Origin of the sequence: Treponema vincentii, assembly GCF_018336815.1 — a bacterium.
Taxonomy (GTDB): domain Bacteria; phylum Spirochaetota; class Spirochaetia; order Treponematales; family Treponemataceae; genus Treponema.
Map to the genome: position 1 here is coordinate 2304519 of NZ_CP050497.1, position 25560 is coordinate 2330078.

Annotated in this window: 22 protein-coding genes, 1 tRNA gene, 3 rRNA genes and 1 pseudogene; 7 read left to right on the plus strand and 20 right to left on the minus strand. The window is 44.0% G+C overall.

Going from position 1 to position 25560, the window contains the following annotated elements:
• Positions 1-16: 16 nt before the first annotated feature.
• The 3 genes from GWP40_RS10430 to GWP40_RS10440 all read right to left on the minus strand — a co-directional run bounded on the left by GWP40_RS10430 (position 17) and on the right by GWP40_RS10440 (position 3094).
• Positions 17-2044, minus strand: a complete 2028-nt coding sequence (locus GWP40_RS10430) for a hypothetical protein (protein ID WP_212565285.1) — start codon at positions 2042-2044, stop codon at positions 17-19.
• A gap of 22 nt (positions 2045-2066) precedes the next feature.
• A complete protein-coding gene (locus tag GWP40_RS10435; protein WP_212565286.1) occupies positions 2067-2654 on the minus strand; it encodes a DJ-1/PfpI family protein in 588 nt (195 codons plus the stop codon).
• Between the two features lie 83 nt (positions 2655-2737).
• Positions 2738-3094 carry a TraR/DksA family transcriptional regulator gene (locus GWP40_RS10440; RefSeq protein ID WP_212565287.1) on the minus strand — a complete coding sequence of 119 codons (357 nt, stop codon included), beginning with the start codon at positions 3092-3094 and terminating at the stop codon, positions 2738-2740.
• Positions 3095-3262: 168 nt separating this feature from the next.
• Here GWP40_RS10440 and infA point away from each other — a divergent pair, with 168 nt between their 5' ends.
• The gene (gene infA / locus GWP40_RS10445; RefSeq protein ID WP_462218612.1) at positions 3263-3484 is read left to right on the plus strand and encodes a translation initiation factor IF-1; all 222 of its coding nucleotides are present in this window, start codon (positions 3263-3265) and stop codon (positions 3482-3484) included.
• Here the strand turns inward: infA and GWP40_RS13450 are convergent.
• From GWP40_RS13450 to GWP40_RS10475, 7 genes are all read right to left on the minus strand, one after another.
• Complete coding sequence (locus tag GWP40_RS13450) at positions 3481-4020, minus strand: DnaJ domain-containing protein (RefSeq protein ID WP_212565288.1); 540 nt, start codon at positions 4018-4020, stop codon at positions 3481-3483. The two genes, infA and GWP40_RS13450, sit on opposite strands and share 4 nt — an antisense overlap.
• A gap of 4 nt (positions 4021-4024) precedes the next feature.
• Positions 4025-4711, minus strand: coding sequence for a UMP kinase (gene pyrH, locus GWP40_RS10455; protein ID WP_212565289.1), 687 nt, complete (start codon positions 4709-4711; stop codon positions 4025-4027).
• Between the two features lie 135 nt (positions 4712-4846).
• Positions 4847-6523 carry a transglutaminase domain-containing protein gene (locus GWP40_RS10460; RefSeq protein WP_212565290.1) on the minus strand — a complete coding sequence of 559 codons (1677 nt, stop codon included), beginning with the start codon at positions 6521-6523 and terminating at the stop codon, positions 4847-4849.
• Positions 6520-6708, minus strand: coding sequence for a hypothetical protein (locus GWP40_RS13010; protein ID WP_230974411.1), 189 nt, complete (start codon positions 6706-6708; stop codon positions 6520-6522). The genes GWP40_RS10460 and GWP40_RS13010 overlap by 4 nt, the downstream gene beginning before the upstream one ends.
• Positions 6692-7234: an anti-sigma factor family protein gene (locus GWP40_RS10465; protein ID WP_230974412.1), complete on the minus strand. Its 543-nt coding sequence runs from the start codon at positions 7232-7234 to the stop codon at positions 6692-6694. The genes GWP40_RS13010 and GWP40_RS10465 overlap by 17 nt, the downstream gene beginning before the upstream one ends.
• A complete protein-coding gene (locus GWP40_RS10470; protein ID WP_040859137.1) occupies positions 7218-7760 on the minus strand; it encodes an RNA polymerase sigma factor in 543 nt (180 codons plus the stop codon). The genes GWP40_RS10465 and GWP40_RS10470 overlap by 17 nt, the downstream gene beginning before the upstream one ends.
• Positions 7761-7777: 17 nt before the next feature.
• Positions 7778-9241, minus strand: a complete 1464-nt coding sequence (locus GWP40_RS10475) for a cysteine--tRNA ligase (protein ID WP_212565291.1) — start codon at positions 9239-9241, stop codon at positions 7778-7780.
• A gap of 67 nt (positions 9242-9308) precedes the next feature.
• On the opposite strand from GWP40_RS10475, the gene murB reads away from it, so the two are divergent.
• The 4 genes from murB (at position 9309) to GWP40_RS10495 (ending at position 12841) form a co-directional block, all read left to right on the plus strand.
• Positions 9309-10277 (plus strand): UDP-N-acetylmuramate dehydrogenase, encoded by a 969-nt coding sequence (murB, locus tag GWP40_RS10480; RefSeq protein ID WP_212565292.1) that lies wholly within the window; start codon positions 9309-9311, stop codon positions 10275-10277.
• A gap of 67 nt (positions 10278-10344) precedes the next feature.
• Positions 10345-11607, plus strand: coding sequence for a cyclic nucleotide-binding domain-containing protein (locus tag GWP40_RS10485; RefSeq protein ID WP_212565293.1), 1263 nt, complete (start codon positions 10345-10347; stop codon positions 11605-11607).
• Positions 11608-11632: 25 nt separating this feature from the next.
• A complete protein-coding gene (locus GWP40_RS10490) occupies positions 11633-12268 on the plus strand; it encodes a hypothetical protein (RefSeq protein WP_212565294.1) in 636 nt (211 codons plus the stop codon).
• A gap of 60 nt (positions 12269-12328) precedes the next feature.
• Entirely contained in the window at positions 12329-12841 is a 513-nt protein-coding gene (locus GWP40_RS10495; RefSeq protein ID WP_212565295.1) for a DUF192 domain-containing protein, read from the plus strand.
• A 73-nt stretch (positions 12842-12914) separates the two neighbouring features.
• Here GWP40_RS10495 and GWP40_RS10500 read toward each other — a convergent pair whose 3' ends face one another.
• The 10 genes and pseudogenes from GWP40_RS10500 to GWP40_RS10545 all read right to left on the minus strand — a co-directional run bounded on the left by GWP40_RS10500 (position 12915) and on the right by GWP40_RS10545 (position 24925).
• On the minus strand, positions 12915-14078 hold the full coding sequence (locus GWP40_RS10500) for a protein-glutamate methylesterase/protein-glutamine glutaminase (protein ID WP_212565296.1): 1164 nt from the start codon (positions 14076-14078) through the stop codon (positions 12915-12917).
• A gap of 77 nt (positions 14079-14155) precedes the next feature.
• A pseudogene (locus GWP40_RS10505) lies at positions 14156-14975 on the minus strand (CheR family methyltransferase).
• A 129-nt stretch (positions 14976-15104) separates the two neighbouring features.
• Positions 15105-16808, minus strand: a complete 1704-nt coding sequence (locus GWP40_RS10510) for a DUF5312 domain-containing protein (RefSeq protein WP_212565297.1) — start codon at positions 16806-16808, stop codon at positions 15105-15107.
• A 371-nt stretch (positions 16809-17179) separates the two neighbouring features.
• Positions 17180-17293, minus strand: a 5S ribosomal RNA gene (rrf, locus tag GWP40_RS10515).
• 114 nt (positions 17294-17407) lie between these two features.
• Positions 17408-20374: ribosomal RNA gene (locus GWP40_RS10520) — 23S ribosomal RNA — on the minus strand.
• A gap of 217 nt (positions 20375-20591) precedes the next feature.
• Positions 20592-20665 (minus strand) — tRNA-Ile (locus tag GWP40_RS10525).
• A gap of 86 nt (positions 20666-20751) precedes the next feature.
• Positions 20752-22301 (minus strand): 16S ribosomal RNA (locus tag GWP40_RS10530).
• Together the 16S, 23S and 5S rRNA genes with 1 tRNA gene alongside form the textbook arrangement of a ribosomal RNA operon.
• A 610-nt stretch (positions 22302-22911) precedes the next feature.
• Positions 22912-23505 (minus strand): MBL fold metallo-hydrolase, encoded by a 594-nt coding sequence (locus tag GWP40_RS10535; protein ID WP_212565298.1) that lies wholly within the window; start codon positions 23503-23505, stop codon positions 22912-22914.
• Positions 23502-24029, minus strand: coding sequence for a pentapeptide repeat-containing protein (locus GWP40_RS10540; protein WP_212565299.1), 528 nt, complete (start codon positions 24027-24029; stop codon positions 23502-23504). Before GWP40_RS10540 ends, GWP40_RS10535 begins: the two co-directional genes overlap by 4 nt.
• Before the next feature lie 326 nt (positions 24030-24355).
• Positions 24356-24925, minus strand: a complete 570-nt coding sequence (locus GWP40_RS10545) for a histidine phosphatase family protein (protein ID WP_212565300.1) — start codon at positions 24923-24925, stop codon at positions 24356-24358.
• On the opposite strand from GWP40_RS10545, the gene GWP40_RS13015 reads away from it, so the two are divergent.
• Positions 24911-25252 carry a hypothetical protein gene (locus GWP40_RS13015; protein WP_230974414.1) on the plus strand — a complete coding sequence of 114 codons (342 nt, stop codon included), beginning with the start codon at positions 24911-24913 and terminating at the stop codon, positions 25250-25252. The two genes, GWP40_RS10545 and GWP40_RS13015, sit on opposite strands and share 15 nt — an antisense overlap.
• Complete coding sequence (locus GWP40_RS10555) at positions 25245-25559, plus strand: helix-turn-helix domain-containing protein (protein WP_016523404.1); 315 nt, start codon at positions 25245-25247, stop codon at positions 25557-25559. Before GWP40_RS13015 ends, GWP40_RS10555 begins: the two co-directional genes overlap by 8 nt.
• Position 25560 lies beyond the last annotated feature (1 nt).

Consider the following 25560-nt stretch of genomic DNA (forward strand, 5'->3'; position numbering starts at 1 on the left):
GAACCGGCCATCAGCATTAAGAAAAAAATGAACTACGGAATGATCGCATCTTTATGATACCGGCAATCGAAATTTTTTCTTTGCATTGCGTGTTATCTTCTTGAATCACCAAGAGTGCATCATGTTCCGTTTTTTCAATTGCAATAGGAACACCCACAATTATCCGACGGCCGGAAACCCCATCAATCGACACTTCCAAACGGCTGTTGTCGGCAATTGCAGTTTCCGCAAGGTGAATTTTCCCTAAAAAATCAAGCCCCGACACTTCTCGAACACCGTTATCTGTCGGCGCTCCATTCAGCTGTTCTTTAGTGATGATAAGCTTTTTTGCAATTTTTTCCTTCAAGCCTTGCTTATTATACTGATCGATCGGCATCGTATCTACAACAGCTTGCAGTTCCCGAATATGTTCGGAATAGTCGTTTTTCTGTTTGCATTGAATTGTGCGCCGTTTTTTCGCTTTTTTATCAAAGCGGTCAAGCGCGGAATGTCGGTATTCAATAGAGGCAAATCCGGCAGCAGTATATTGTCCCGTACCGCCCGTAGTATAAAAAGTTACATCCAGACCGGCGGACTTGATCATCATACGAACCGAATCCAAATCCATCTGCTTTATCAGATACACACCGTCGGCTAATTCCTTATAGATGATATCCTGAAGCCCTGCATTTTGTTTAAAAAGCTTCCGTTTTTCCTCTGCAACGGTTATAACAAACCCGTAGTACAGACCGACGGCGGTACACTGTAAGTACCATTCGGAAATGCTCACCTTTATATTTTGAGGGACTATCCCGCCGGAAGCTTCCTCAAGTAAGGCGATCAAAGCTTTATCGGTACAGCACCGCTCAAAACAGCGCAAACAAGCGGCACGTGTGATGGTAAACCTGCCGGTTGTCAAAATAGATACCGGTTCCATGCAACTGAGCACCGGAAATATCCGCCCAAGAGCGGTAAAGGGTAACATAGTTATTTCAAATGAAGGAGCGGCAATCAACGGCTGCTCTACCGATTCTTGATTAAAGGAGGCCGTATTCAACTGCCAATATTCCCCGACCGGCAGCAAAAACTTAAGCGCTTTGAGCGTATCGATCATACGCAGTTCATCCTCTATCATCATATCAGGGAAAATCGAGACATCTCCGTTTGTTTCGGCATGTAAACGCAGGAATAAAAAATCAAAAAAGCGCTTCAATGCGATATCATCATACAGCCCACGAGGATCAAGCGAGGTTAAAAAATCCGAAAAGAATTGCGCCCGTTTTTGCATACTCTCACGACGTGCATGGCCGTACACTGCGGCGATAGTATACATCTTTCGGTCAAACGGCTTTTGCTTAAAAAACTCCTCCCATCGCCCTTGCTGGGGAGTAAGGCTTGCGGACTCCACTATCAGCAAACCGAGATTTTGTAAGCCGGTACAGAGCGTTTTAAAACAGCCGATATCAGTTGCTGCATCCTGAAAAACCGCTTTAAGCTGCTTTTCGGCTTTTACTTTAAAAGCGCCGTTCATCTTCAGCACATCGGTTTCTTTGAGGAAGAAGGTATAGAGTCCGGCCAATACGATATCATCGCAAAGCGTTGCCTCACTCTGAAGTTCCTGTTCTCGCTGCGGTAAAAAAAGCGAGTGTGCATCCAATAAAGGTTCGACGGATTTATACAAAAACGGATTAATGCGGTAGTTGTTGATTAGTCTATCGTAATCATCGGTATAACAGTCCCGATAGAGAACAAGCCGCTCTTCCAGATTGGTCAGCCGAGTCTGTAACGCGGTTTCAGAAGATAAAAATATCAATAATGAACCGCGGTTGGTCACCGGCAGTGTATGAACGGCTGTTAAAATCAGCAGGTCGAGGCGATCAAGGCTTTCTATCATCGTCCGCTGTGTTTCGGGCTTCGACAAAAATCCACCGAGGCTCTCTACGAGACGTTGCTTATTAAAAGGCGTTTTAATTTCCCCCAGATACAGACGCATTAAGAGAAAAAACGTCCGTTCAGGAAGCTGCAGCATCGCCTCCTTCCAATCTTGATAGCCGTTTATCTTCATTATACTAACAATACATACCGCATTATCGGGCGACGATTGAGCTTTTCAGCTCGATGAGTTTTCTTTCGCCATACAAGGCATCCACCAAGGCAAAAGCGAATTCTTCAGCGGCTCCGGCTCCGCAGGCAGTAATAAATTGACCGTCACGGATGACACGCGCTCCTTTTATGGGCTGCGTCGGTAAATCTTCTCCCATACCCGGATAACAGGTGAATCGCTTCCTCTCAAGTAAGCCCCATCCGCCGAGAGCGAGCGCCGGAGCTGCGCAAATTGCCGCAACTAATCCGCCGTGTTTTGCCGTCTCGGTTATAAAAGAGCGAAGTTCGGCATTTTTACTGAGTGTACGGCTGTTCGGGAGCCCTCCCGGCAGGATTGCCAGTGCAGTACCTGCCGCCAACTGCTCGACATTTTTTTTCGCATTTGCCCCCTCGCCGATTAGCTCGGATAAGGTAATGTCACAGGTAACAGCAAGTCCGCGAGATGAGCGAATAACTTTTGCACCGACTCCGACTAATGTCAAATCGGCTCCGCAGCGACGTAAATAATCAAGCGGCGTAATCGCTTCAACTTCTTCAAATCCGTCTGCGATGAATAAAAATATTTTCTCCATTTATACCTCCGAAATTTCGTGCAAAAAGAAAAGAACCGCTTAAAATATTTCCAGTGCGGTTCTCTGCTGTTTCTCCCCTCAGACTAACGTTTTTTTCGTTCGGTTTCGGATTGACATTCGATGCACATCAATGCATAAGGAATAGCCCGAAGCCGGTCTTCCGGTATTTTTTTTGCACACTTGATGCACTTACCATACTTTCCCTGCTCGATACGCGCAAGAGCGGATTCAATGAGCTGCATCCGTTTGGCGTCTTTTTCATTCATACTCTCCAGCATCTTCCGGTCGGTATCTTCCGAAGCAATATCGCCGAAATCCTTAGGATCAACCGATTCAATAATCTGCTTAAAACTTTCATGGTTTGCTACAAATGTTTTGATAATTTCGGCGCGGCGCTCATGCAGAGATTGCTTCATCTCTTGATAAAACTGTTTCTCCATCTATTTTTGAAACTCCTTTTTTGTACCTTTTGCCATTAGTTGACAAACTAATGAATAGATTTTACAATTATAAGCGTTATTTCAGTAAAAAAGCAACTGAAAACTTCTAAAAACTGAAGTTTTTAGAGATTTCTATTAGATTCTTTTGCGATGTTTTATTTTGGAGGAATTGTGGCTAAAGAAGAAGCAATTGAAGTTGAAGGGATTGTCAAAGAATCCCTTCCCAACACGATGTTTCGTGTTGAATTAAAAAACGGTCATGTCATTTTGGCGCATTTATCGGGAAAGATGCGCAAACATTTTATTCGTATTGTTCCCGGCGACAGCGTAAAAGTTGCGCTCTCTCCCTACGACCTAAACAGAGGGAGAATTATTTTCCGCGAACGCTAACGACTGCTTTTAAAAAACGATACAAACGCTATTTTCAGGTTTTTAATGCCTTTCACAAGCAACGGCACACCGATAAAAAGACTTAAAAAACCAAAAGCATATATAACACGGAAACTGAGCAATCCGAGCCACAGATATAAGATACCGGCGAGTAAAGCTCCCAATCCTCTGCGATGCGAAACAGGCTCGTTTTCCTGCTCCGGCGAATGGTAGAACGTCCAGTGATACGATGTGCCGAACATCGTATCATCATCTTCTTCTGCAAACGGGTTATAGGTAAAGGGATTCTGCCGTGCATACTGTTGTGTGTAGGCTCCATATTGCTGCGATGCGGTGCCGCCGAGGTCATAATCGGCGCGTTTCTTGGAATCCGACAATACGGAATACGCTTCGTTTATCTTTTTGAACATTTCTTCGGCGGACGCATTTCCCTGATTTTTATCGGGATGATATTGCAGCGCCTTTGCACGGTATGCTTTTTTTATCTCTTCATCGGAAGCAGTTTTAGAAACTCCCAGAACCTCATAATAATCCATACGCCTAGCCTATCGTCGTGCCTTTAAAGGGGCAATCGTTTAAGATGTTATCGAGATTATCCAAATCGGTACCTCCGGCACAGATGACCTGTATCCCCGCTTTCTGCGCGCGCAGGCTTGCAACCGGATCAAAAGGAACATTTTTTCCGGGTATCCATTCCGTACCGACCAACCGAATAAATTGCTCCCATGAAATCGTATCAATCGGTTTTGCATCGGGATTTTTCTTAGGATCGTCGGTATATACTTTTTCAATATTTGACAGGTTGATCACCTGCTTTGCCGAAAAGCGCTCTGCCAGCAAAACCGCATCGTTATCGGTGGAAAAACCCGGCTTCCAACCGGCGGCTATCAATACCTGTCCTGAAAAAAGCTCCACTGCCGTAGGGTCATACACAACAGGATTAGGGCACATATCCGAAAAAATTGCTTTTAAAAGCTGCGCATTAAGCCGCGTCGCCATAATCCCAATCCAATCGGCTTCATCATTTGAGGGCGTGTTATCGGTAATATTTTTATATGCTTGTTGATACATTCGAGCTGGGCCGCCGCCGCCGACAACTAAAATCAGCTTTCTATCAGCCGATACGCTGAGCCATCTGCGTATATGGGAGGAAAAATCCCGTAAAAAAACTTCATTGGGCTGTTGAGGCACTACGATTGAGCCGCCCACCGATAAAACACGTACCATAAAGCTCCTCTTCATCCGTATTGATAGTTTCCCCTTTAGATAGCGAAACAATTAAAAACGATGCCGGTTACCGTCCATTTACAGGCTGTTTTACACTTTATAATGTAATAATTAATTTAAAAAAATGCAATTCTTTTAATACACTCCCGTGATCTTTGGAATACGCCAGAGTGCACTGTAGCCGCTGATATTCGGCGTGGCTTCTTCCCAAATAGACCGAAAGGCATAGCTTCGCACTTTTTCCGTCGTTTTACCGTTCGGTAACATAGGCGCTTGAGTTTGATACCCGCGTGAAAACGCAATATGATAGGCATCCAAATTGCCGAAATACCATCGCCCCTTATCGGCAACGCCGGTATCAAAGGGAATACCGGACGCAAGCGCCGGATCAACGGGAACCCAGCCGAAACCGTTTATATAGAACTCTGCCCACCAATGCAATACCGCTTTTTGTTCCGCGTCAACCAATAGTCCGGCGGCAGGAACAGCCGGTACACCGGCTGCGCGGGAAAGCGTACAAAACAGCAGCGCAAGGTCATACGAGCTGCCGTTCTTTTCTTCCAAAGCAGTGAGAATAGACCGACCTGCATCTGCCGCACTGCTTCCCCGCGCTTTTAGCTCTGAGGTTAAAAAGGTGTAGATACGCCGCGCTTTATTATATGGATTCGTTTCAGCCCCAACAATCTGCCGACACATCTTTTTAATGACGGCATGATCGGCAGGGAGAAATTCATCAGCTTCGGTATATGCGGCATATAAAAGCGGATTATTTTGTCCCGTTTTCCTGAGAGAAGCGACGTTGACATTCGTTTCAACTCTACTGCGGGATACGCTGTATTCTTGCCGGATCTGTATTTTACTGCCGGATTCAACATTATGAAAACGGTAAATACTCGCACCCTGATATGACGGTACAAACGGCTCCGGTTGAACGGAATTAATGGTAACGGTGCGCTGTGTTTCCGTTTTTTGCGGCAACGGTATCTGCAAAAAGAACGTATTCGGTATCTCAGCAAGAAAATCGGAAATTTCAACTTCGGAAACAAGACGATATGTCCTTGTATCCGTATAGGTTTTAGTACCGTATTTGTTTTTTAACCGGAACGGCACAGGATTACTTATTCCCGCTTCGGTAATAATCACGACATTTCCCGTATCTGCGGCATCAGGTACCCGTATCCGCAATTCACGATCGCTCCAAAATTCGTAATCGAAGTCCGATTCGCTGCATTCAGCGCCAGTCAACACCGCTTCTTTTGCAGTATTTTGCGCATAAACGGCATTCTGCGTTCCTGTAAATAGGACAACCGAATCATTCCGCGCGTGACCAAAGTTTTTACCGTGAATGGAAATCAGATCTCCCACATTGCCGGAATCGGCTTCCAAAGAATCGATAAACGGAAGATTTTCGTCTGCGGTACGTTTTGAGCTAACCGGAAAAACTGTCTGATTTACCAGCATAACAGCATTTCCTTGCTTATTCTTAGTCACCACGTACAGCATATCTTCATAAAGCGTATCGGGCGCTTCAAAAACGATCTTCGTATCCGTCCATTCAATACACCGGTCGGATTTAATTTTGTTATTGCCGATCATCAGCCACGAATGGATTGAAGGCTGTCCAAAATTCTTACCAGCTACGGTGACTCGTTCACCCGGTACGGTAACTTGAGGAGACACAGCGATAATAACATTGGAACGAATGGTAGATCGAGAAAGGAAAATAATACCGGCTATTATACCACCGATAACAAATGAAAAAACAAGAAAGCGAAAAAAGGGATACTTTCTTATGAGATAAAAAAGTTTCATCGATTGCTGATTCTTATATTGGGATCGGCAATGATATAGAGCGGTTGATGCTCCAATGAAAGCGGAAACGACGAAGAAGAAATTTTAAGATCGACTGTAGATTCAACCGGCTGAAATAAATTTTCATCTTTTGAATATAAGCGAGTAAATTCACCGACCGTAAAGAACTTAGCATTGGTATTCACCGATTTGGTCGATACGGCATAATTTTGAGTGCCGTTTGTTTGCGTAATACCGTAATCTATTTCGGTAATAGGCTTTTTGTTTTTCAAGCGAAACGGGAATAATCGGCGTGAAAGAAGATTGCGCAGCAGTAACCGAATTAACGGTATATTCTACTCTGAAGAACAATACGAGCGGCAGCAAGACAAAAATCAGAACAGCCGCAGCTGCTGCAGGAACAGGAATACGAATAGAAGAAGAAAACCAACGCTCACCTGAGTTTAATCCCCATCGTCGCTCTTGGGCTTGCAGTTTATTCTGTAATACGGCATTTCGCTTTTCAAGCAATTTAGCAAAAGAAGCACCCGCATCAAACTCCGCTCCGGTCGTAGGTTTTTGCATATAATGGTGTATCAGCTCATATTGACCGTATATCTTTTTACAAGCAACGCATTGCTGTAAATGCTGTTCTATTGTTCCCTTCCAAGGAAAAGGAATTTCACCGTCGATATAAGCAGACAAAAGATCTTTATTAGGGCATGTAGACATTATCTTCTCCTATAACTTTTGCTAAATATTCCCGTGCACGGAAAATACGGACTTTCACATTTCCTTCGCTAATACCAAGGATACGTCCAATCTCCTTATAATTCAACTCGGTATATTCGCGAAGCTGTAATACAATCCGCAGCTTTTCAGGCAACTGCTCCAATGCATGCTGTACATCTTGAATTGTTTCATCTTTCAAGAGCGCAGTTTCACCGGAGTCCATTTTGCGCTGATCTTCTTTAAAGGCACGCGTATATACTTTCCGCTCCAACACTCTCCGCTTTGCATAGTTAAGCGCTGCATTTTTTACCACTCTAATGAGCCAATACTTTGCATCGTTTAATGACGGAAACTTCATTTCTTTTTCCGTCATCTTAATCAATGCATCATGGCACAGATCCTCGGCAGCATCCTCTTCTCGTACAATATTATAAGCAACCTTGTACAGTGCAGGAACTGCCGCATCATAAATGGTTTTAAAATCCTTATCGGAAAGCGCATCTAACGGCGCTAATTCATCAAACAACTTAGTCTCCCCAAAAGTTACATCTTGCGCCACAGCGTTCCGTTTGCCGTATCTTCCAAAGCAATTCCGCGGTCTTTCAGCACGTTACGGATTTCATCCGCCCGTTTAAAGTCCTTATTCTTTTTCGCTTCCGTCCGTTCAGCGACCAAGCGTTCGATTTCTTCTGCATTATCGACCGATTCCATACCGGTATGAAGCGCCGCTGCTTCTTCTATTAAATGTAATGCAAGAACCGTATCGAAAATGCGAATTAACGTGATAGCTTCGCTTGCTTCAAGCCCCTTATCTTTCACTACCTGTTGCAGTACGGAAAGGGCGCGCGGCGTTGAAATATCTTCTTCAAGCGCCTGTATAAAGTCCGCCAGATAGCAGCGTGCTTTTTCAGTACGGAGCAGCGAAACCGACTGTTCGGCTGTCAGATTGTCGGAGGGAAAATCGGGAAGCGGTTTGGCTTCGGCAAGCAGATTGGCAATCCGCTGTTCAAGGTTTTTGCGTGCATTTTTTGCAGTATCCATCGCTTCCCACGAGAAGGTAAGCTGGCTGCGATAATGTCCTCCCAACAGCAGGAACCGGTAATCGAGCGGCGCATAGCCTGCATCAATAACCTTATCTAACGTGATAAAATCGCCGGTAGACTTGGACATCTTCCCTTTGTTCATCACCAAAAACTCGTTATGGAGCCAATATTTTACCCATTTTTTGCCGGTTGCTCCCTCCGACTGAGCTATCTCGTTCGTATGGTGTATACGGATGTGATCGATGCCACCCGTATGAATATCGAACTGCTCGCCTAAATACTTCATACTCATAGCGGAACACTCAATATGCCACCCGGGGTATCCCCTGCCCCACGGAGAATCCCACACTAAGGCCTGATTTTCGAACTTACTCTTGGTAAACCAGAGCACAAAATCATGAGGATTCCGCTTATTTTCATCAACTTCGATACGTGCACCGGCTTTGAGATCTTCGAGATTAATCGAGGCGAGTTCCCCGTATTTAGGAAAGGTCATAATATCATAGTAGAGGTTTCCGCCTGCCGAATACGTATGCCCGTTTGCTTCAATCCGTTTGATCAGCTCTATCATATCGGATACGTGGTCGGTAGCCTTGCACACAACATCGGGGCGGCGGATGTTAAGCCGCTCGGTATCCTTAAAGAACGCTTGAGTATAGAAATCGGCAATCTCCAACACGCTCTGTCCGCGTTCCTTTGCCGTTTTAACCATCTTATCTTCGCCGTCATCGGCGTCGCCCGAAAGGTGTCCAATATCGGTTATGTTCATCACATGGGTTACCGCATAGCCTAAAAACCGCAGCAGGCGAGACAGCGTATCTTGAAATATATATGCTCGTAAGTTACCGATATGCGCATAGTTATATACGGTCGGCCCGCAGCCGTAAAAACCTACTTTTTTCGGATCGACGGGTACAAACTCTTCCATCCTATGTCCTAATGTATTATATATGCGTAAACTCATAAAAATCTCCCTATAATAAACGATTGCCGCTTTTATAAATGCCGCTGATAGTATATAGTGTTTTAGTATGTTTAATCTAGAAGAAAAAGAGAAAAAAACCAGCTTCCCGGTTAAAATCCGTGATATAATACAAAAAAATGTCAAATTAAGTCCATTTACGAGTTTCAAAATCGGTGGAAATGCCGATATATATATTACGCCTTCATCGCCGGAGGAGTTGGAGACAGCGCTTGCATTTATTAAAGAAGAGCAGATACCGGCGATACTGCTTGGCGGAGGAACAAACCTACTGATTCCGGATGAAGGAATACGGGGAGCTGTTATCCATACCCGCAGATTAAATAAAATCATGCCGGTGGAATCTGCGGGAAAACGGTTTGTTCAAGCGGAAGCCGGAGCGCTGATGCAGGATCTAACGGAATTCTGCGCAGATCACGGTCTTACAGGCTTGGAAGATTTTGCAGGGCTTCCCGGAACAGTGGGAGGAGCTGTCTTTATGAATGCCCGCTGTTACGAAAAATCGATTTCCGACGTATTGGTTTCCGTATCAGTGTTGTGTTTTTCTGAAAAAGGCTGCACAATAAAAGAGTTCAAATACCGCCAAGAAGACTGGGGTTATAAACGCTCACCGTTTCAGCCTCAAAATAAACGGTATGCAGAACTGAATGAAAGCCGGACGGTGATACTTTCCGCAACGTTCCGAGTTGAGCAAGGAGATATAATGCGCATCCGTAAAATAATGGAGAGCCGCATTGCGGATAGGACAGCGAAGGGGCATTTTAAACTCCCTTCGGCGGGCAGCGTCTTTAAAAATAATCATGCATTCGGAAAACCATCCGGTCAGCTGATAGATGAAGCCGGCTTACGTGGTCTGCGAATAGGAGACGCTCAAGTGGCACCGTGGCATGGAAATTTTATCGTGAATGCCGGTTCTGCAACTGCACAGGAGATTGTGGAACTAATTGAGACAATTCAAGAGCGGGTGAAGGATAAAACAGGGTTTGAACTTGAACCGGAAGTTATTTTTGCCGGATAGAGGGGCTTACGCACATTGCGACAGACTGGTATTATGATGACAAGCAAAAAAATAAGAGGGTAATAAAGTGCTTCAATTATCTTTTGTAAATTTTAAACGTGGGTCTTATATCCTCATTGAAGGGAAATCCGATACCGATCGTTTTTATATTATCCAAAGCGGGCAAGTACAAATTGCAAAGCAAAACGAGGTCGTAGCGGAAGAAGAAGGAAATCTCCTCGGGCCGGGCGACTTTTTAGGCGTTATTGCCTGTATGGCTCACCATAGTCAAATTGAAACGGCTGTTGCAGTTTCCGATGTAGTGCTGATTGCCGTACACTATACACAGTTTCCGGAATTAATAGAAAAAAACACTCCTATTGCAATGAAGATTATCTACTCTTTTAGTAAAAAGATGCGGTATTTGGACGAAGCCCTTACCCGAATTACCCTGAAGCGTAATATCGAGACCGATATTTCCCATCTTTTTACTATCGGCGAATATTACCTGAGAATGTCAAAGTTTGAGCTTGCATTGTATGCGTATTATCACTACCTAAAAGAAAAACCGGACGGACAATATGCCGAAACGGCGCGGAAACGCTTTATGGCAATAAAATCAACCGGTGTAAAAGCGCCGATTGAGATGCTCGAACCGGATACCAAACAAATGGTTCGGGTGTATAACCGTGAATCAATGATTTTCTGCGAATGCCAATCAGGGACGGAACTATATATCATTCAAAAAGGTCGAGTAAAAATTTCTAAAATTGTGGACAATAGCGAAGTATTACTTGCCGTTCTTAGAGAAGGAGACATGTTCGGAGAAATGGCGCTGCTTGAGAATAAGCCGCGTTCGGCCACAGCTATTACCGCAGCGGAAGAGTGTCAGCTTTTAGCAGTAAACCGGCAAAACTTCAACCAAATGGTTACAACTCAGCCCCAACTGATTGCTCGCTTGACTACAACCCTCGCCGACCGCATTTGGGCGATGTACAAGCAGCTCGCAAACACGCTTATCCCTGTTCCGCTTGAAAAGATGTACGATATGCTGAGTATTCAACTTGAAAAGCTACGGATACAGCCCGGTGCAGGCAAGCAGCATACCTTCTTATTCGGCCCTGCGGAGCTTGCCAAGATGTGTAGTATTCCCAAAGAACAAGTCTCGCAAGCGATTGCAGAGTTTCTAATGACCCCGATTGTACGCAGTACCGATGACAGCATCATCATCACCGATACACTTGAGCTGTCAAAACAGACTGCATACTTTAAAAAGATGCAGGAAATTGAACAAGCCCGCAAGCAATCCCGTGCAAACGAACCGACCTATCGCGGAAAACCGGTCCGGTGATATGCAAGGACACCGAGGGTATAAGATGAAATATCTTTTATATACGGCTTTTCTGTTTTTTACGGTTACTGTAGTACCTTTAGCAGCAGGAGAATCTTCTGCACCATCGACAGCTGCACAATCCGTACACACAGCTCAAGCACCCACTGGAAATGAACTAAAGCAGCCTACGGGAAAAAGCGAAAAACAAGAAAAAATCGCATTACCGACCGAATACCGCAGCATCCGGCTTGCCATGAACATCGATGCAGTAAAAGAGACGCTCAAACAGGATCCTGTATTCGGGTACCGCGGCGAACGGGATGTTTCATTGCTGCCGACGGAAAACAGAAGTCTTATCGAATCGGCAGGCTCTTACTTTATCAGCAGGTCATGGTTCCAGTTTTATCAGGATAACCTTTATACGATGATCTTTAAGCTAAACACCGATACAATCGATTACTATTCGGTTTATTCCAAGTTTTGTGAAAAATACGGTGAACCGACCTCTATCAACCCGCAGCGTGCTGTGTGGGAAGACGAACACACCCGTGTTGTTATCGAGCGGCCGCTTATCGTAAAATATATCGATTTGACGGTATTCAATGAATTGCTTTCTCAAAGCACTACCGAGAAAGCCGCTGCCGAAACGAACCGCCAAAACTTTATCGACGGATTTTAGAATTTAAGAGAATCCTCTGGAACTGAATTTTTGAGAAGGTCTTTCATAGGAAAAGTTATCATGTATTTATATTCCATCAAGAAGGATTTTAGACACTTGTCTGCGGCTGTATACATTCTTATCTTTGCAGCGGCTACCGTATCTTGTACGGGTACGGAAAGACCGAAAGCGTCTCCTATTACCATCACCATCGAATCGAAAAAAACAGGAACCGGTATTTCCATTGATGTGGAACTTGCGGTAACCGCCCAAGAGCAGCAGCGTGGTTTTATGCACCGGAAAGAGATACCGGGCGGTACCGGTATGATCTTTGTCTTTAAACGAGATCAAAAATTACGCTTTTGGATGAAAGATACTCCCCACCCGCTTTCCATTGCCTTTATTGATTCTACGGGCTGTGTTCGAGAAATCTATGATATGCAGCCGTTCAGCTTAGATATTACTGCCAGCACGTATTCGGTGCGCTACGCCCTTGAAGTAGCACAAGGCTACTTTGAGCGGGCAGGCATTAGTGCAGGGGATATGCTCAGTCCGGAAAGCCTCGAACACCTGAAAGCAGAAGCACAGCAATAGCACTTTCCATTTAGGCCGAAAATACTCCCCGAACTGATGCACACACATCATCCGTCAAAATCTTTCCTAATATTTAGGCAAATTCTCTTCCATAGCGATTTATAACGGAGGCCATATTGCTTAACGAAACTTGTTCCATTACGCCGCCCATTTCGTAAGCAACACGGGGCATACCGTATACAATAGCAGAAGCTTCATCTTGTCCGATAGTGCGGGAACCTTCTTGATACAACCGTGTGAGGCTTGCAGCTCCGTCTTTGCCCATACCCGTCATGATAATTCCAAGTGCACGATTTTGGAATTGCTCCGCTACAGAAGCAAACAACACATCCGCACTCGGACGATGCCCGCTCTGAGGAGGAGCATCGGAAATATGCGCAATAACGCCAAGAGGCTTCTTTTCAACCATAAGGTGTTTACCACCCTGTGCAATAAGAATACGCCCCGGTTTTACAAGATCTCCTTCTTGAGCTTCTTTTACTTCCAATGGGCATATCTTATTTAGGCTATTCGCAAATTCATAAGTAAATCCCGGAGGCATATGTTGTACAACGACAATCGGCTGCGGAAGATTCGGATCTAATTCCGCAAACACTTCGCGCAAGGCATTCGGTCCTCCGGTTGAAATCCCAATTGCAATAATTTCAAGTTTTCCCGGCTGACGAACTTGCATCGGTTTTTCAGCTTCTTCTGGAGATACCGCAAAGACAGAAGTACCGCTTACAGCTGTATGCGTTTGTGGTGCTGTCTGCAGATGGGGCGTATGAATATAATGCGGTGCAAGAGTAGCTGGAGATGTTTTAATACCGCTAGTAGCTTGTTTCTTCAGTTGATACTGTCTACCATACGCTTGTAAAAATTCCACAAGCTGACTGGCGACTGTAGCTAAGTTTGCCGATTCCGAGCCGGAAGGCTTAGTAACAAAATCACTAGCGCCAAGTTCCAGACAATCCATTGTGATACGAGCGCCCTCTTTTGCAATACTGGACAGAATGATTACCGGAATATCAATATTAAGCCTTTTTCGTTCACGCAAAAATTCTATTCCATTCATTTCCGGCATTTCGAGATCAAGCACAATAATATCAGGCTGAACTCGCTCTAACTTTTGTAAGGCAAACCGTCCGTTCATTGCTTTATCAGCGACAGTCAATCCGGGTGTCCCATCCACTATTTTTCCAATCAAGCTCCGCATCAAAGCCGAGTCATCAACTATTAAAACTTTTATATCTTCCATACTAAAACGACCTCCTATATTTTTTGCAAATATATTAAAAATTCATATATCCTTTTTTGTACATAACTATAAAAACGCTACTTAACATTTTTTTGATACAAACATGCCCATTCGGTTTTAAGAAACTCAAACTTCGTATCCATACCGAACAAAGATTCCGAATGTCCAATAAAAAGAAATGAGTGAGGAGCCATCGCATCCCAGAAACGATTAATAACCGCCTGTTGTGCAGGTTCGTCAAAATAGATAATTACATTACGACAAAAAAGAATATCGATGTTATTTCTATTGGCATCATGTTTTAAATTATGATAATCAAACTTAACCATTTTCATAATCTCAGGATTTATTTGATAGCCAGTTCCTTGTTTAGTTAAGTACTGTGCAAGATAATCATCAGGAATTCCAACCACACGGCCTTCCGGATAAAAGCCTTGTTTTCCAACAACCAACGACTTGAACGACAGATCGGAAGCAAGAATATCAGCTGTAAATCCCTGCGGTAAATGCCGCTTCATAACCATAGCAATCGTATACGGCTCTTCACCCGTAGAACACCCCGCACTCCAAATATGAATTTGGTTTTGCCCTGCGGCTTGTTTTATCTTGACAATTTCAGGAATAACATAATGAACTAAAGCATCGAAATGAGGTTGATTTCTGAAAAAAACGGGTCAGATTGGTGGTAACCGAATCTAACATAATTTTCAGTTCTTCTTTATTTGAAGTCAAAATTTTATAGTACGCATCAAGATCGTCCATTTTGTTCTCGCGTAAACGATCTTTCAAACGGCTTTCCAAAATGGATCGGTTTGTTACAGAAAAAGTGATACCGCTTTCGTTGTATATTAAATCTTTAAAGAGTTCAAAGTTGCGGTCACTTAGAAATTCTGCCATATATTTTCCTCCTTATAGAGTATAAGTCGCTCTGTTTTTTTGTCAAGCAAATTAGAACATCGCATTTCAAGGTAACCTGTTCAGAAACGGAAGTTTCCGAACAGGTTTATTGTTTTCTATTCCATATTATCAATCTGTTTCAATCTTATCCGCTTCCGACAGAATACTTGTTACTTCCTGCAACAATTTTTTTACACCCTCTACTCGCTTTCTAAAATCTGCATTATCATTTCCTTGGATAATCATCCAATTTAAAAGCGGTGCATATACACTGTTTTTATTACCCTCAATAAAGCCGTTGAGCAAAGCAATCAATATTTTAAATGCACTCTGAGAAGAACTAATAATTTGCTTCGCTTCGGTTTCAATATTTTTCATTAATGCTTCAAGACTATTCTTACTCTTCAAACTTGCTACAGTTTTTTCCTTTAATTGGATAAAGGCCGCTCCAATTTCACCCTCAGGAGATAACCGTGTTTCAAAAGTACTAATACAGCTTTGCTGTTTTTCCAATGCTGTAAAGGCATTCGTATATTCCGCAAGATTCTCACGACGATAAAAATTTCCTTCCATTAATAAAGTTTTTAATACCGGTTGCACAAAAGAGGGATATAATCTTGAAAAAAAAGCAGCAAGAAAGCTAAATGAGAATTCACGCTTAAACCGAAGCACAAGCCATGAATCCTCCCATGGACGGTACATCAAAGGTTCAAGCCGATCAGTTTTCAACAAATCCAGCATCTGACGGCTTAATTGAGCGCGTCTTTGCTCTGATGCCCATAGTTGCCACCGTTCACTAAATCGTTTTTTCCATGCTACTTTAAAGAGTTGAAACCAATCTTCCCCTCCTTCAAGACGTTGCGGTTCCCAATGTATCGATTTTAATGTATAACGGGCTAAGTCCAAAATTGGAATTTTCACGGAAAATTCCTTAATTGCTTCCAACGCATGAGAAGCCTGTGCGATAAACTCAACCGATTCTTCATCCATATTAACCGTTTTATCGTTTAACTTATCTTGCTTTGATAACAAAAATAAAGCTTGAAGTACAACATCAGGAATTGGTTTTGTTGTACTGAGTACCGATGCAAGCATACTAATCTCTGCGGAAAGCAAATAAACGGAACAGGAAGGGTCAACTGCCGGATTTACGGTAAAGCGTAAAACAGCTTTATCAATCGGCAATTCACAAAAATATCGCATCCATTCAATTGCATTAGCTGCTTGATACATTCCAGCCTTATTATCCGTCGTCATCAGAGAAAATGATTCATCAATTTTTTTTAATAGTTCAGACCGGAGATTGGCGTTTGCCTGAGAACTGGGAACACAGCTAAAAGGATCAGTATTATACATTAATTTTAAATACACATCCGGTGCGACAAAAGAACTTACCAATAAGTAAAAATTTCCTTTGTCAGTATCATAAGCGGATAAAAGAGACGTAAAAAATAGTTGCGTTTTTCGTAATTCTCTCAACAATTCATAAAAATCCTTTGTAAAGAGATTTCCTTTTATATTGATGTATTGCTTATACTCATGCTGCAAGTCCTTTCCAAGACGTCGAATCAATTCCTCTTCATACACTGTCTCAATAGATGATGACTTAAAAAAAGACTTAAGGCGCAACCATAAACGAATAAAAAAAGGTTCATCATTTATTTGAATGCTTTTTTTTAGTTCAGTATCGCTCAGCAACGGCTCTTTTTTAGAATCCGTCTGTATATCTTCAGACATCTTCATACTCTCAGCAATATGTGCGAGCATTATCTGCGCTTCTTCTGTGGAAAGAGACTCAACCAATTTATCAAATGTAGAAACTTGAGGATTCATAAGGAAAATTATATACAAAACAGATAAAAAAAACTATAGGCTAGTTCTAAAATTTTTTGTGGCTAGACAAAGAACTCGACAAACTACCGTGTGAAACGCATAAAGCGTTTCACACGGTAGTTTGCCCTAACAATAGCACTAGCTTTGAAATAAGCATTCGGCAAACTGATACGAAGGTATAACTTCGGCAACCAAATAAGGCTGCCTCGTTAACCGCGAGTTTGCCCTACGGCAAACGTCGAGATTGACATGTGCGCGTTCCGCGCACGAATGCACCACCTTCCAAAGTTGACACTTTGTTCAGATGCTGCATTTTAAGGAACCTTTGGACGGTTTTTTATATAATCGGAGATGCCGGTTATATAAAAAAAGCCCGGCAGCTACCTACTTTCCCACTCGAATGAGCAGTATCATCGGCGTAATGAGAGCTTGACTTCCGTGTTCGGGATGGGAACGGGTATGACCTCTCCACTATGGCAACCGGGCAATAAAAGACGAAACAAAAAAGAAACGAAATTTATTAAATAAAGGGAAGCGCTTCGTTAATGTAAGCGACAGGAAAGAAAGTAAATAAAAGAGAATAAAGAAGAGAAGATAATATGGTCAAGCCTCACGACTTATTAGTATTGCTCGGCTATAACACATTACTATGCTTAGACCTGCAACCTATCAACCTTGTAGTGTGCAAGGAGTCTTTAGCGGGGTTAAACCCCGAGGGATATGTAATCTTGAGGCGGGCTTCCCGCTTAGATGCCTTCAGCGGTTATCCCTTCCGAACGATAGCTACCCAGCACTTACCCTTGGCAGGATAACTGGTACACCAGAGGTTCGTCCACTTCGGTCCTCTCGTACTAAAAGCAGCTCCTCTCACATATCCAACGCCCATAGCAGATAGGGACCGAACTGTCTCGCGACGTTCTGAACCCAGCTCACGTACCGCTTTAATTGGCGAACAGCCAAACCCTTGGGACCTACTTCAGCCCCAGGATGCGATGAGCCGACATCGAGGTGCCAAACTTTCCCGTCGATGTGAACTCTTGGGGAAAATCAGCCTGTTATCCCCGGAGTACCTTTTATCCGTTAAGTGACGGCGCTTCCACTCGCGACCGCCAGATCACTAAGACCTACTTTCGTATCTGCTTGAGCTGTCACTCTTGCAGTTAAGCCTCCTTGTGCCTTTACACTCACTGCGTCGATTTCCAACCGACGTGAGGAGACCTTCGCGCACCTCCGTTACATTTTAGGAGGCGACCGCCCCAGTCAAACCGCCTGCCTACCACTGTTCCCATTCCGGCTTCACGGAACGGGTTAGAAACCTAATTCATCAAGGGTGGTATTTCACTTGGCAACTCCACTCACCCTAACGAGCAAGTTTCACTGTTTCCCACCTATTCTACACATGATAAACCAAGTCCCAATAGTAAGTTACGGTGAAGGTTCACGGGGTCTTTCCGTCTAACTATGGGTAACCGGCTTCTTTACCGGTATATAAATTTCACCGAGCCTCGCGTTGAGACAGTGCCCAGATACGTTACACCATTCGTGCGGGTCGGAACTTACCCGACAAGGAATTTCGCTACCTTAGGACCGTTATAGTTACGGCCGCCGTTTACCGGGGCTTCAATTGACAGCTTTGCATTACTGCTCACCGCTCCTCTTAACCTTCCGGCACCGGGCAGGTGTCACCACCTATACGTCCCATTACTGGTTCGCAGATGGCTGTGTTTTTGATAAACAGTCGCCTGGGCCTGCTTTATGCTACCTCCACTCATTACTAAACAGAGGTCACACTTCTCCCTAAGTTACGTGTGCTTTTTGCCGAGTTCCTTAACGCGAGTTCTCTCGAGCGCCTTAGATTTCTCATCCTACCTACCTGTGTCGGTTTACGGTACGGTCTTTTATAACCTTAACCTTAGACAGTATTTCCCGGCACCATGACTACTCCCGCTTCGCTTCTCTCATCGATCCACTCGCTGTTGCTTCTCACCTTGGATAGCGGATTTGCCTACTATCCTTCATAACGGCTTGAAAACTTCGACCGGAACAACCGTTCTCCGGCCGGGGTTCGCCTCATGCGTCCTGCCATCGAAATTATAAAAGGTATCGGAATATGAACCGATTTCCCATCGACTACGGCTTTCGCCCTCGCCTTAGGGGCCGACTAACCCTGGGCAGATGACCTTTACCCAGGAAACCTGAGGTTTTCGGCGGAAAGGAATCTCACCTTTCTTTTCGTGTACTTATACCTGCATTCTCTCTTCCATCCCCTCCAGTGCCCCTGTCAGGTACACCTTCATCAGTCCATGGAATGCTCCCCTACCGCCTTACACTTAAATCGTGTAAGACCCGTAGCTTCGGTATACTACTTAGCCCCGTTACATTATCTGCGCATGTATACTCGACCAGTGAGCTATTACGCACTCTTTTAAGGAATGGCTGCTTCTAAGCCAACCTCCTGGCTGTCTAGGTATCCACACTTCATTTCACACTCAAGCAGTATTTCGGGACCTTAGCTGACGGTCTGGGCTGTTTCCCTTTTGACTACGAACCTTGTCGCACGCAGTCTCACTCCTATACGTTGATTACCGGCATTCAGAGTTTGATTGGGTTTGGTAGGCGGTGAAGCCCCCTAGTCCATCCAGTGCTTTACCTCCGGTAATTTTGTATAAGGCTGTCCCTAAAGGCATTTCGGGGAGAACCAGCTATTTCCAGGTTTGTTTAGCCTTTCACTCCTAGTCACAAGTCATCCAAACCTTTTTTAACAGATTATAGTTCGGTCCTCCACAGCGTTTTACCGCTGCTTCAACCTGCTCATGACTAGATCACTCTGGCTTCGGGTCTACGACATGCAACTTCACCTTCGCCCATTTCAGACTCGGTTTCCCTCCGGCTCCGGAACTCCTATTCCTTAACCTCGCTGCATACCGTAACTCGCAGGCTCATTCTACAAAAGGCACGCTACTACCCACAAGGGGCTGTAACATCTTGTCGGTTTATGGTTTCAGGTTCTATTTCACTCCCCTCACCGGGGTTCTTTTCATCTTTCCCTCACGGTACTTGTCCGCTATCGGTAGCCAACTCGTATTTAGCCTTGGATCGTGGTCGACCCGGATTCCGACAGGATTTCTCGTGTCCCGCCGTACTCAGGTACTGCACCGGCAAGATGACTGTATTTCGTATACGGGGATTTCACCCTCTCTGTCAGGCTTTCCCAAAACCTTTCTACTATACATTCATTTTATCACTTGCTGTACGTAAGCCCGTGCAGCCCTACAACCCCCGTTTAACGGGTTTGGGCTCTTCCAATTTCGCTCGCCACTACTTTCGGAATCTCTTTTGATGTCTTTTCCTTGAGTTACTTAGATGGTTCAGTTCACTCAGTATCGCTTTACCTCTCTATTTTATTCAAGAGCGTAATGATAGGATCTCTCCTATCGGGTTACCCCATTCGGCAATCTCCGGATCACAGGATATGTGCTCCTCCCCGAAGCTTTTCGCAGCTTATCACGGCCTTCTTCGCCGGTTGGCTCCAAGACATCCACCATAAACCTATTCTTCGCTTGACCATATTATGTTCCCTTCTTAAAACGTTTGCTTATTCAAGCAATCGCCAAGAACATTTCTTTTTACCTTATTTCTCTACTCTCCGGCTCATTCCTTTTCAACAAAAAAAACTCGCCTTCAAGCATTCTTTCTTTCCCTTCCCTCATCTTTCAAAGAACAATTTCTTTATTCCGATTATTCAATCAAAATAAAGATTTCAGCTATTCACTCAGCTGTTAATGGGCCTGATTAGAGTTGAACTAATGACCCCTTCCTTATCAGAGAAGTGCTCTAACCAACTGAGCTACAGGCCCGTATAAAAAAAGAGAGGGAAAGAAGAGGAGATAAGCGTACGCCTTGTGTACAACTACAAAGCATTTAGTATTTACCTTTCTCTAAGAAAGGAGGTGATCCAGCCGCACCTTCCGGTACGGCTACCTTGTTACGACTTCACCCTCCTTACCAAGCGTACCTTCGGCACCGTCCCCCTTTGCAGGTTAGACAAGCGACTTCGGGTACCCCCAACTCGGATGGTGTGACGGGCGGTGTGTACAAGGCCCGGGAACGTATTCACCGCGCCGTGCTGATGCGCGATTACTAGCGATTCCAACTTCATGAAGTCGAGTTTCAGACTTCAATCCGAACTACGATTGCTTTTTTGCGGTTTGCTCCACCTTACGGTCTCGCGTCGCTTTGTAGCAACCATTGTAGCACGTGTGTAGCCCTGGACATAAGGGCCATGATGACTTGACGTCATCCCCACCTTCCTCCGATTTGTCATCGGCAGTTCCGCCAGAGTCCTCAAGCTTTACCTGTTAGTAACTGGCAGTAGGGGTTGCGCTCGTTGCGGGACTTAACCCAACACCTCACGGCACGAGCTGACGACAGCCATGCAGCACCTGTCTAGCAGGGTATTGCTACCCGGCCTTATCTCTAAGACCTTCTACTAGATGTCAAACCCAGGTAAGGTTCCTCGCGTACCATCGAATTAAACCACATGCTCCACCGCTTGTGCGGGCCCCCGTCAATTCCTTTGAGTTTCACCCTTGCGGGCATACTCCCCAGGCGGTACACTTATCGCGTTTGCTTTGGCACTGAAGCTCTTGCCCCAACACCTAGTGTACATCGTTTACGGTGTGGACTACCAGGGTATCTAATCCTGTTCGATCCCCACACTTTCGCATCTCAGCGTCAATTATCGGCCAGAAACCCGCCTTCGCCACCGGTGTTCTTCCAAATATCTACAGATTCCACCCCTACACTTGGAATTCCAGTTTCCCTTCCGTAATTCAAGTTACACAGTACCCAATGCTATTCTGGGGTTAAGCCCCAGGATTTCACATCAGGCTTACATAACCGCCTACATGCCCTTTACGCCCAATAATTCCGAACAACGCTCGCCCCTTACGTGTTACCGCGGCTGCTGGCACGTAATTAGCCGGGGCTTATTCGCCGACTACCGTCATCAGAGAAGCATTCCCTCTTCCCCTTATTCTTCATCAACAAAAGGATTTTACAACTTTTCAGCCTTCTTCATCCACGCGGCGTCGCTCCGTCAGACTTCCGTCCATTGCGGAATATTCTTAGCTGCTGCCTCCCGTAGGAGTTTGGGCCGTATCTCAGTCCCAATGTGTCCGTTCACCCTCTCAGGCCGGATACCCATCGTCGCCTTGGTGGGCCGTTACCTCACCAACTAGCTAATGGGACGCAAGCTCATCCTCAAGCGAAGCCGTAGCTTCCTTTCCTCAATACCTCTTATGAAGCACTAAGTATATTCGGTATTACCTGCTATTTCTAACAGCTATCCCCATCTTAAGGGTAGATTACCCACGTGTTCCTCACCAGTCCGCCACTCTAGGAGAGAAGCAAGCTTCTCTCTTGCCGTTCGACTTGCATGCTTAAGACGCGCCGCCAGCGTTCGTTCTGAGCCAGGATCAAACTCTCCATTATTTTATTTCAAACACCCCGAAGGGCGTCTGATCTCAATAATTTTAAGCCGGTCCCGTTTCTTATTTTTAGGAACGTTGACCTTCGAGAGAAAAAAAATAACACCATAAAACAACTATTACGCTGTTTTATGTTCCTTCTTTTCTCCCTATTCTTTGTTCTACGCTTATTTTTCCTTACCAAAGATTTTGCTCTTTGGCTTTTTCTTCTTTCCCTTCCCTTTTATTTCAAAGACCAGTTGCTACGGCGCACTGCTCCAGTGCATCGCAAGCGAAAAAGAATGTATCATAAAACCATTCATTTTGTCAAGCGCATTTTGCTTTTTTCTTTTGTTTTTTTTAATTTTCTTTCATTATCAAAAACACACAGAAAAAAAACAAAAGACATCAGCAATACTTACCACCTTCGCACCGCGGCATAATATAAACACATTATATTTTATAGAAGAAATTGATAAGCTTAACAGCTTTTTTTTCATTCTGCTGCACTATTTTCAGCTACTCGGCAGTGATAAGATGCAGCGTCGGCAATATTACTACATATCACCTCACTCTGTCAACCTTCTTTCATCGCTTTTCATCGCTTATCACGGAAACAAATAGAAACCTCAGCTCTAGGGGTGAGGTGAACTCACCGGTTTTCCCCTTAGATTTGCATGCGTAAAGTCACGTTCCACTCCGATCGTAGTCGGCGGACCATGCCCGGGCAAAAGGATGAGCGCATCATCATAAATAAACAGTTTTTTCTCAAGCTGCTCAGCAAGCGTTTTTGCGGCAAAACTATGCAGCGTACTGCCGACGATCCCTGCGGTAAGACTGTCGCCGGTAAAAATACAGTTATTTATTTTAAATAGATAGGAATCGGGTGAATGTCCGGGCACCGAAAAACATTCGACGGAAAAACCGGCAATTGAAAGCGCGCAATCACCCCGCAGCATCTTTCCATGTTTACCGACGAGCACTTGATCCGCTGCATATATGCGTGGATTATAAATTTTTAACAACGTCGGAAGCCCGTACCCATAGTGACGGATGTGATTATGTGTAATACAGACAGCGCTAAGCCTATAACCGTTCTTTTCAATATGACCGATTACTTCTCCGGTTATCTTTCCCGGATCGATAATCAGCGCTTCTTTGCGTATCTCATTGCCGACAAGGTAGCTATTGACAAAACCTTCATTCGAATAGTGAGGATATATTTTCATTTTATAAATTCCTCAGTATCAAAATGAGCGACACGTGTATTGGAGTATTTAAATGATACATCGGCATAGGTGTTTTTTAGAAAAGACACTTTTTTTATATTGCAATTTTCGAACGGTGTCTTATGCAGCGAGCAGTGAATAAAACGGGAACCGTATAAATCCGAATCCTTAAAGCTACATTCACGTGTCGTAACCCCAGTAAAATTATTGATGAGTAATTCCGAATCGGTAAAAACGGTATTTTCAAAAGTGCTTCCCGCAAAGCATGAAAACTGAATATCAGCTTTATCAAAAGTGCAATGTACAAAACAGGCAAAGTCAAAAAAAGAGAGCCGTATCCGTATACCCGTAAAGGAACAGTCCGTAAAACAGCTATGCGCAAACGAGCAACCGGTAAATCTTTTCCCTGAAAAATTAATGCCGGTAAGCGTAAGACCGGCAAAATTCATACTGCTAAGGTCGGAACCCGAGTCAAGTGCCGTGGAGAGATCCGCATAGGACAATTGTTTCGTTATGTCGAACATTACCGGTAAGCTCCAGTTTATTTTAAAGGAGAAAGCCGCGTCGGACAAATTTACGCCGCGGATACGATAAAGTTTTAAGCAGTTCTCCTTTATGATATTCGTAAAGAAGCGGTAACACCTCATAGGTAACCTTTTGTTCCAATTCTGCTTTATTTTTTAATACTATATCTGTACCAATATGCCGATTATCACAAAATTTTTCAATAGCTGACTTCTTGGATTTTAATGTAATAAACGCAAAACGGCGGCGGACTGCGTAATCAATAGTTCCTACGCTGCGGTCAGTTGTATTAAACCTGTTCGGGAACTTCCGTTTCCGAACAGGTTTATTCTTTTTTGATAATAAGTTCCTCAGTCATTCCGGCGTACTGCGCTCCGTCAAACCCAAGTTTTACAATATACGGCATATAGTCAATTATTCTCATAAAACTATCGCAGCAAAATGCCGGATTATAATAATTGAGAATGGTACTTAAAGCGGTACCGTGGGTTCCTATTACGATATTTTTATCCCGATAGATTTCCATTATTTCCTTAAGCGCTTCGATATTTCTTTTTTGCACGGAATAAAGCGATTCCCCATCCTCTTCCGCGTAATTTTTATCCGCCCATCGCTTTTTGAACAGTTCAAAAGTATTCCCGTTTTTGCCTGATTTTCGTTCCCTCAATCTTTCATCGGTTTTTATTTGTAGATGATAATATTCGGCAGCTTTTGCGATCGTGTCATAGCTTCGTTTATATGGACTTGAGATAAACACATCAATTTTTTTATCTTTAAGATAATGCAACACTGCGTGGGAGTCCTCAAGACCTTCTTTCGTCAAAGGCCGAAGCCGCTCATCGCCGCTTTTCGTATGATCCGATTGACAATGCCTTACAAAATGAATACATGTCATTTTTTAGCTCCTCTTTTACGCAAACCGTATAACCTGTTCATCCGCATCAACTGTCGCCTCAACGCCGAGCGGAATAATATCATATCGATAGATAGATTGGGAAGTATTCAGGGCATACCGTTGACAAGACCCTATTTTATAGGGTATCGTGTAAAAGATAAGATGAGAAGAGAATTTATAGAAACGCCATCGTTCACAAAAAGGTGGTTTGCACTTGGATTTAATGATGATGATTTGGCTGAATTGCAACAATTCTTTATCAAAAATCCGGAGGCAGGCGATGTGATGATTGGAACTGCAAGGAATTGGAGGAAAGAACATGAGTGATTTTTTTGATAGTCTAATGACCGGCTTAAATGAAGCGGTTGCTATTGAACGAGGTGAATTAAAAGGCCGTAAAACCGTGTATGAAATTCAACCTATAAAAAAATATAATAACATTGAAATAAAACACATAAGAAATTCCGTTGGGATGACGCAGGTTTTGTTTGCAAATTACATGGGTGTTTCACTTAAGACAGTAGAAGCATGGGAAAAAGGAACAAATCGTCCAACCGGTACGGCTTGCCGTTTAATCAGTATGCTGGAAAATCACACATTTGAAGCATTGCCTTTTGTAAAATGTTTATCTTAGG

Excerpts from the sequence above, each read along its gene's own strand:
- GWP40_RS13015 (WP_230974414.1), top strand. The coding sequence starts at position 24,911 with ATGAATACATGTCATTTTTTAGCTCCTCTTTTACGCAAACCGTATAAC.
- GWP40_RS10490 (WP_212565294.1), top strand. The coding sequence starts at position 11,633 with ATGAAATATCTTTTATATACGGCTTTTCTGTTTTTTACGGTTACTGTA.
- GWP40_RS10475 (WP_212565291.1), bottom strand. The coding sequence starts at position 9,241 with ATGAGTTTACGCATATATAATACATTAGGACATAGGATGGAAGAGTTT.
- murB (WP_212565292.1), top strand. The coding sequence starts at position 9,309 with ATGTTTAATCTAGAAGAAAAAGAGAAAAAAACCAGCTTCCCGGTTAAA.
- GWP40_RS10435 (WP_212565286.1), bottom strand. The coding sequence starts at position 2,654 with ATGGAGAAAATATTTTTATTCATCGCAGACGGATTTGAAGAAGTTGAA.
- GWP40_RS10545 (WP_212565300.1), bottom strand. The coding sequence starts at position 24,925 with ATGACATGTATTCATTTTGTAAGGCATTGTCAATCGGATCATACGAAA.
- GWP40_RS10555 (WP_016523404.1), top strand. The coding sequence starts at position 25,245 with ATGAGTGATTTTTTTGATAGTCTAATGACCGGCTTAAATGAAGCGGTT.
- GWP40_RS10430 (WP_212565285.1), bottom strand. The coding sequence starts at position 2,044 with ATGAAGATAAACGGCTATCAAGATTGGAAGGAGGCGATGCTGCAGCTT.
- GWP40_RS13450 (WP_212565288.1), bottom strand. The coding sequence starts at position 4,020 with ATGGATTATTATGAGGTTCTGGGAGTTTCTAAAACTGCTTCCGATGAA.
- GWP40_RS10535 (WP_212565298.1), bottom strand. The coding sequence starts at position 23,505 with ATGAAAATATATCCTCACTATTCGAATGAAGGTTTTGTCAATAGCTAC.
- GWP40_RS10540 (WP_212565299.1), bottom strand. The coding sequence starts at position 24,029 with ATGTTCGACATAACGAAACAATTGTCCTATGCGGATCTCTCCACGGCA.
- GWP40_RS10460 (WP_212565290.1), bottom strand. The coding sequence starts at position 6,523 with ATGAAACTTTTTTATCTCATAAGAAAGTATCCCTTTTTTCGCTTTCTT.
- GWP40_RS10495 (WP_212565295.1), top strand. The coding sequence starts at position 12,329 with ATGTATTTATATTCCATCAAGAAGGATTTTAGACACTTGTCTGCGGCT.
- GWP40_RS10510 (WP_212565297.1), bottom strand. The coding sequence starts at position 16,808 with ATGAATCCTCAAGTTTCTACATTTGATAAATTGGTTGAGTCTCTTTCC.
- GWP40_RS10465 (WP_230974412.1), bottom strand. The coding sequence starts at position 7,234 with ATGTCTACATGCCCTAATAAAGATCTTTTGTCTGCTTATATCGACGGT.
- GWP40_RS10500 (WP_212565296.1), bottom strand. The coding sequence starts at position 14,078 with ATGGAAGATATAAAAGTTTTAATAGTTGATGACTCGGCTTTGATGCGG.
- pyrH (WP_212565289.1), bottom strand. The coding sequence starts at position 4,711 with ATGGTACGTGTTTTATCGGTGGGCGGCTCAATCGTAGTGCCTCAACAG.
- GWP40_RS10440 (WP_212565287.1), bottom strand. The coding sequence starts at position 3,094 with ATGGAGAAACAGTTTTATCAAGAGATGAAGCAATCTCTGCATGAGCGC.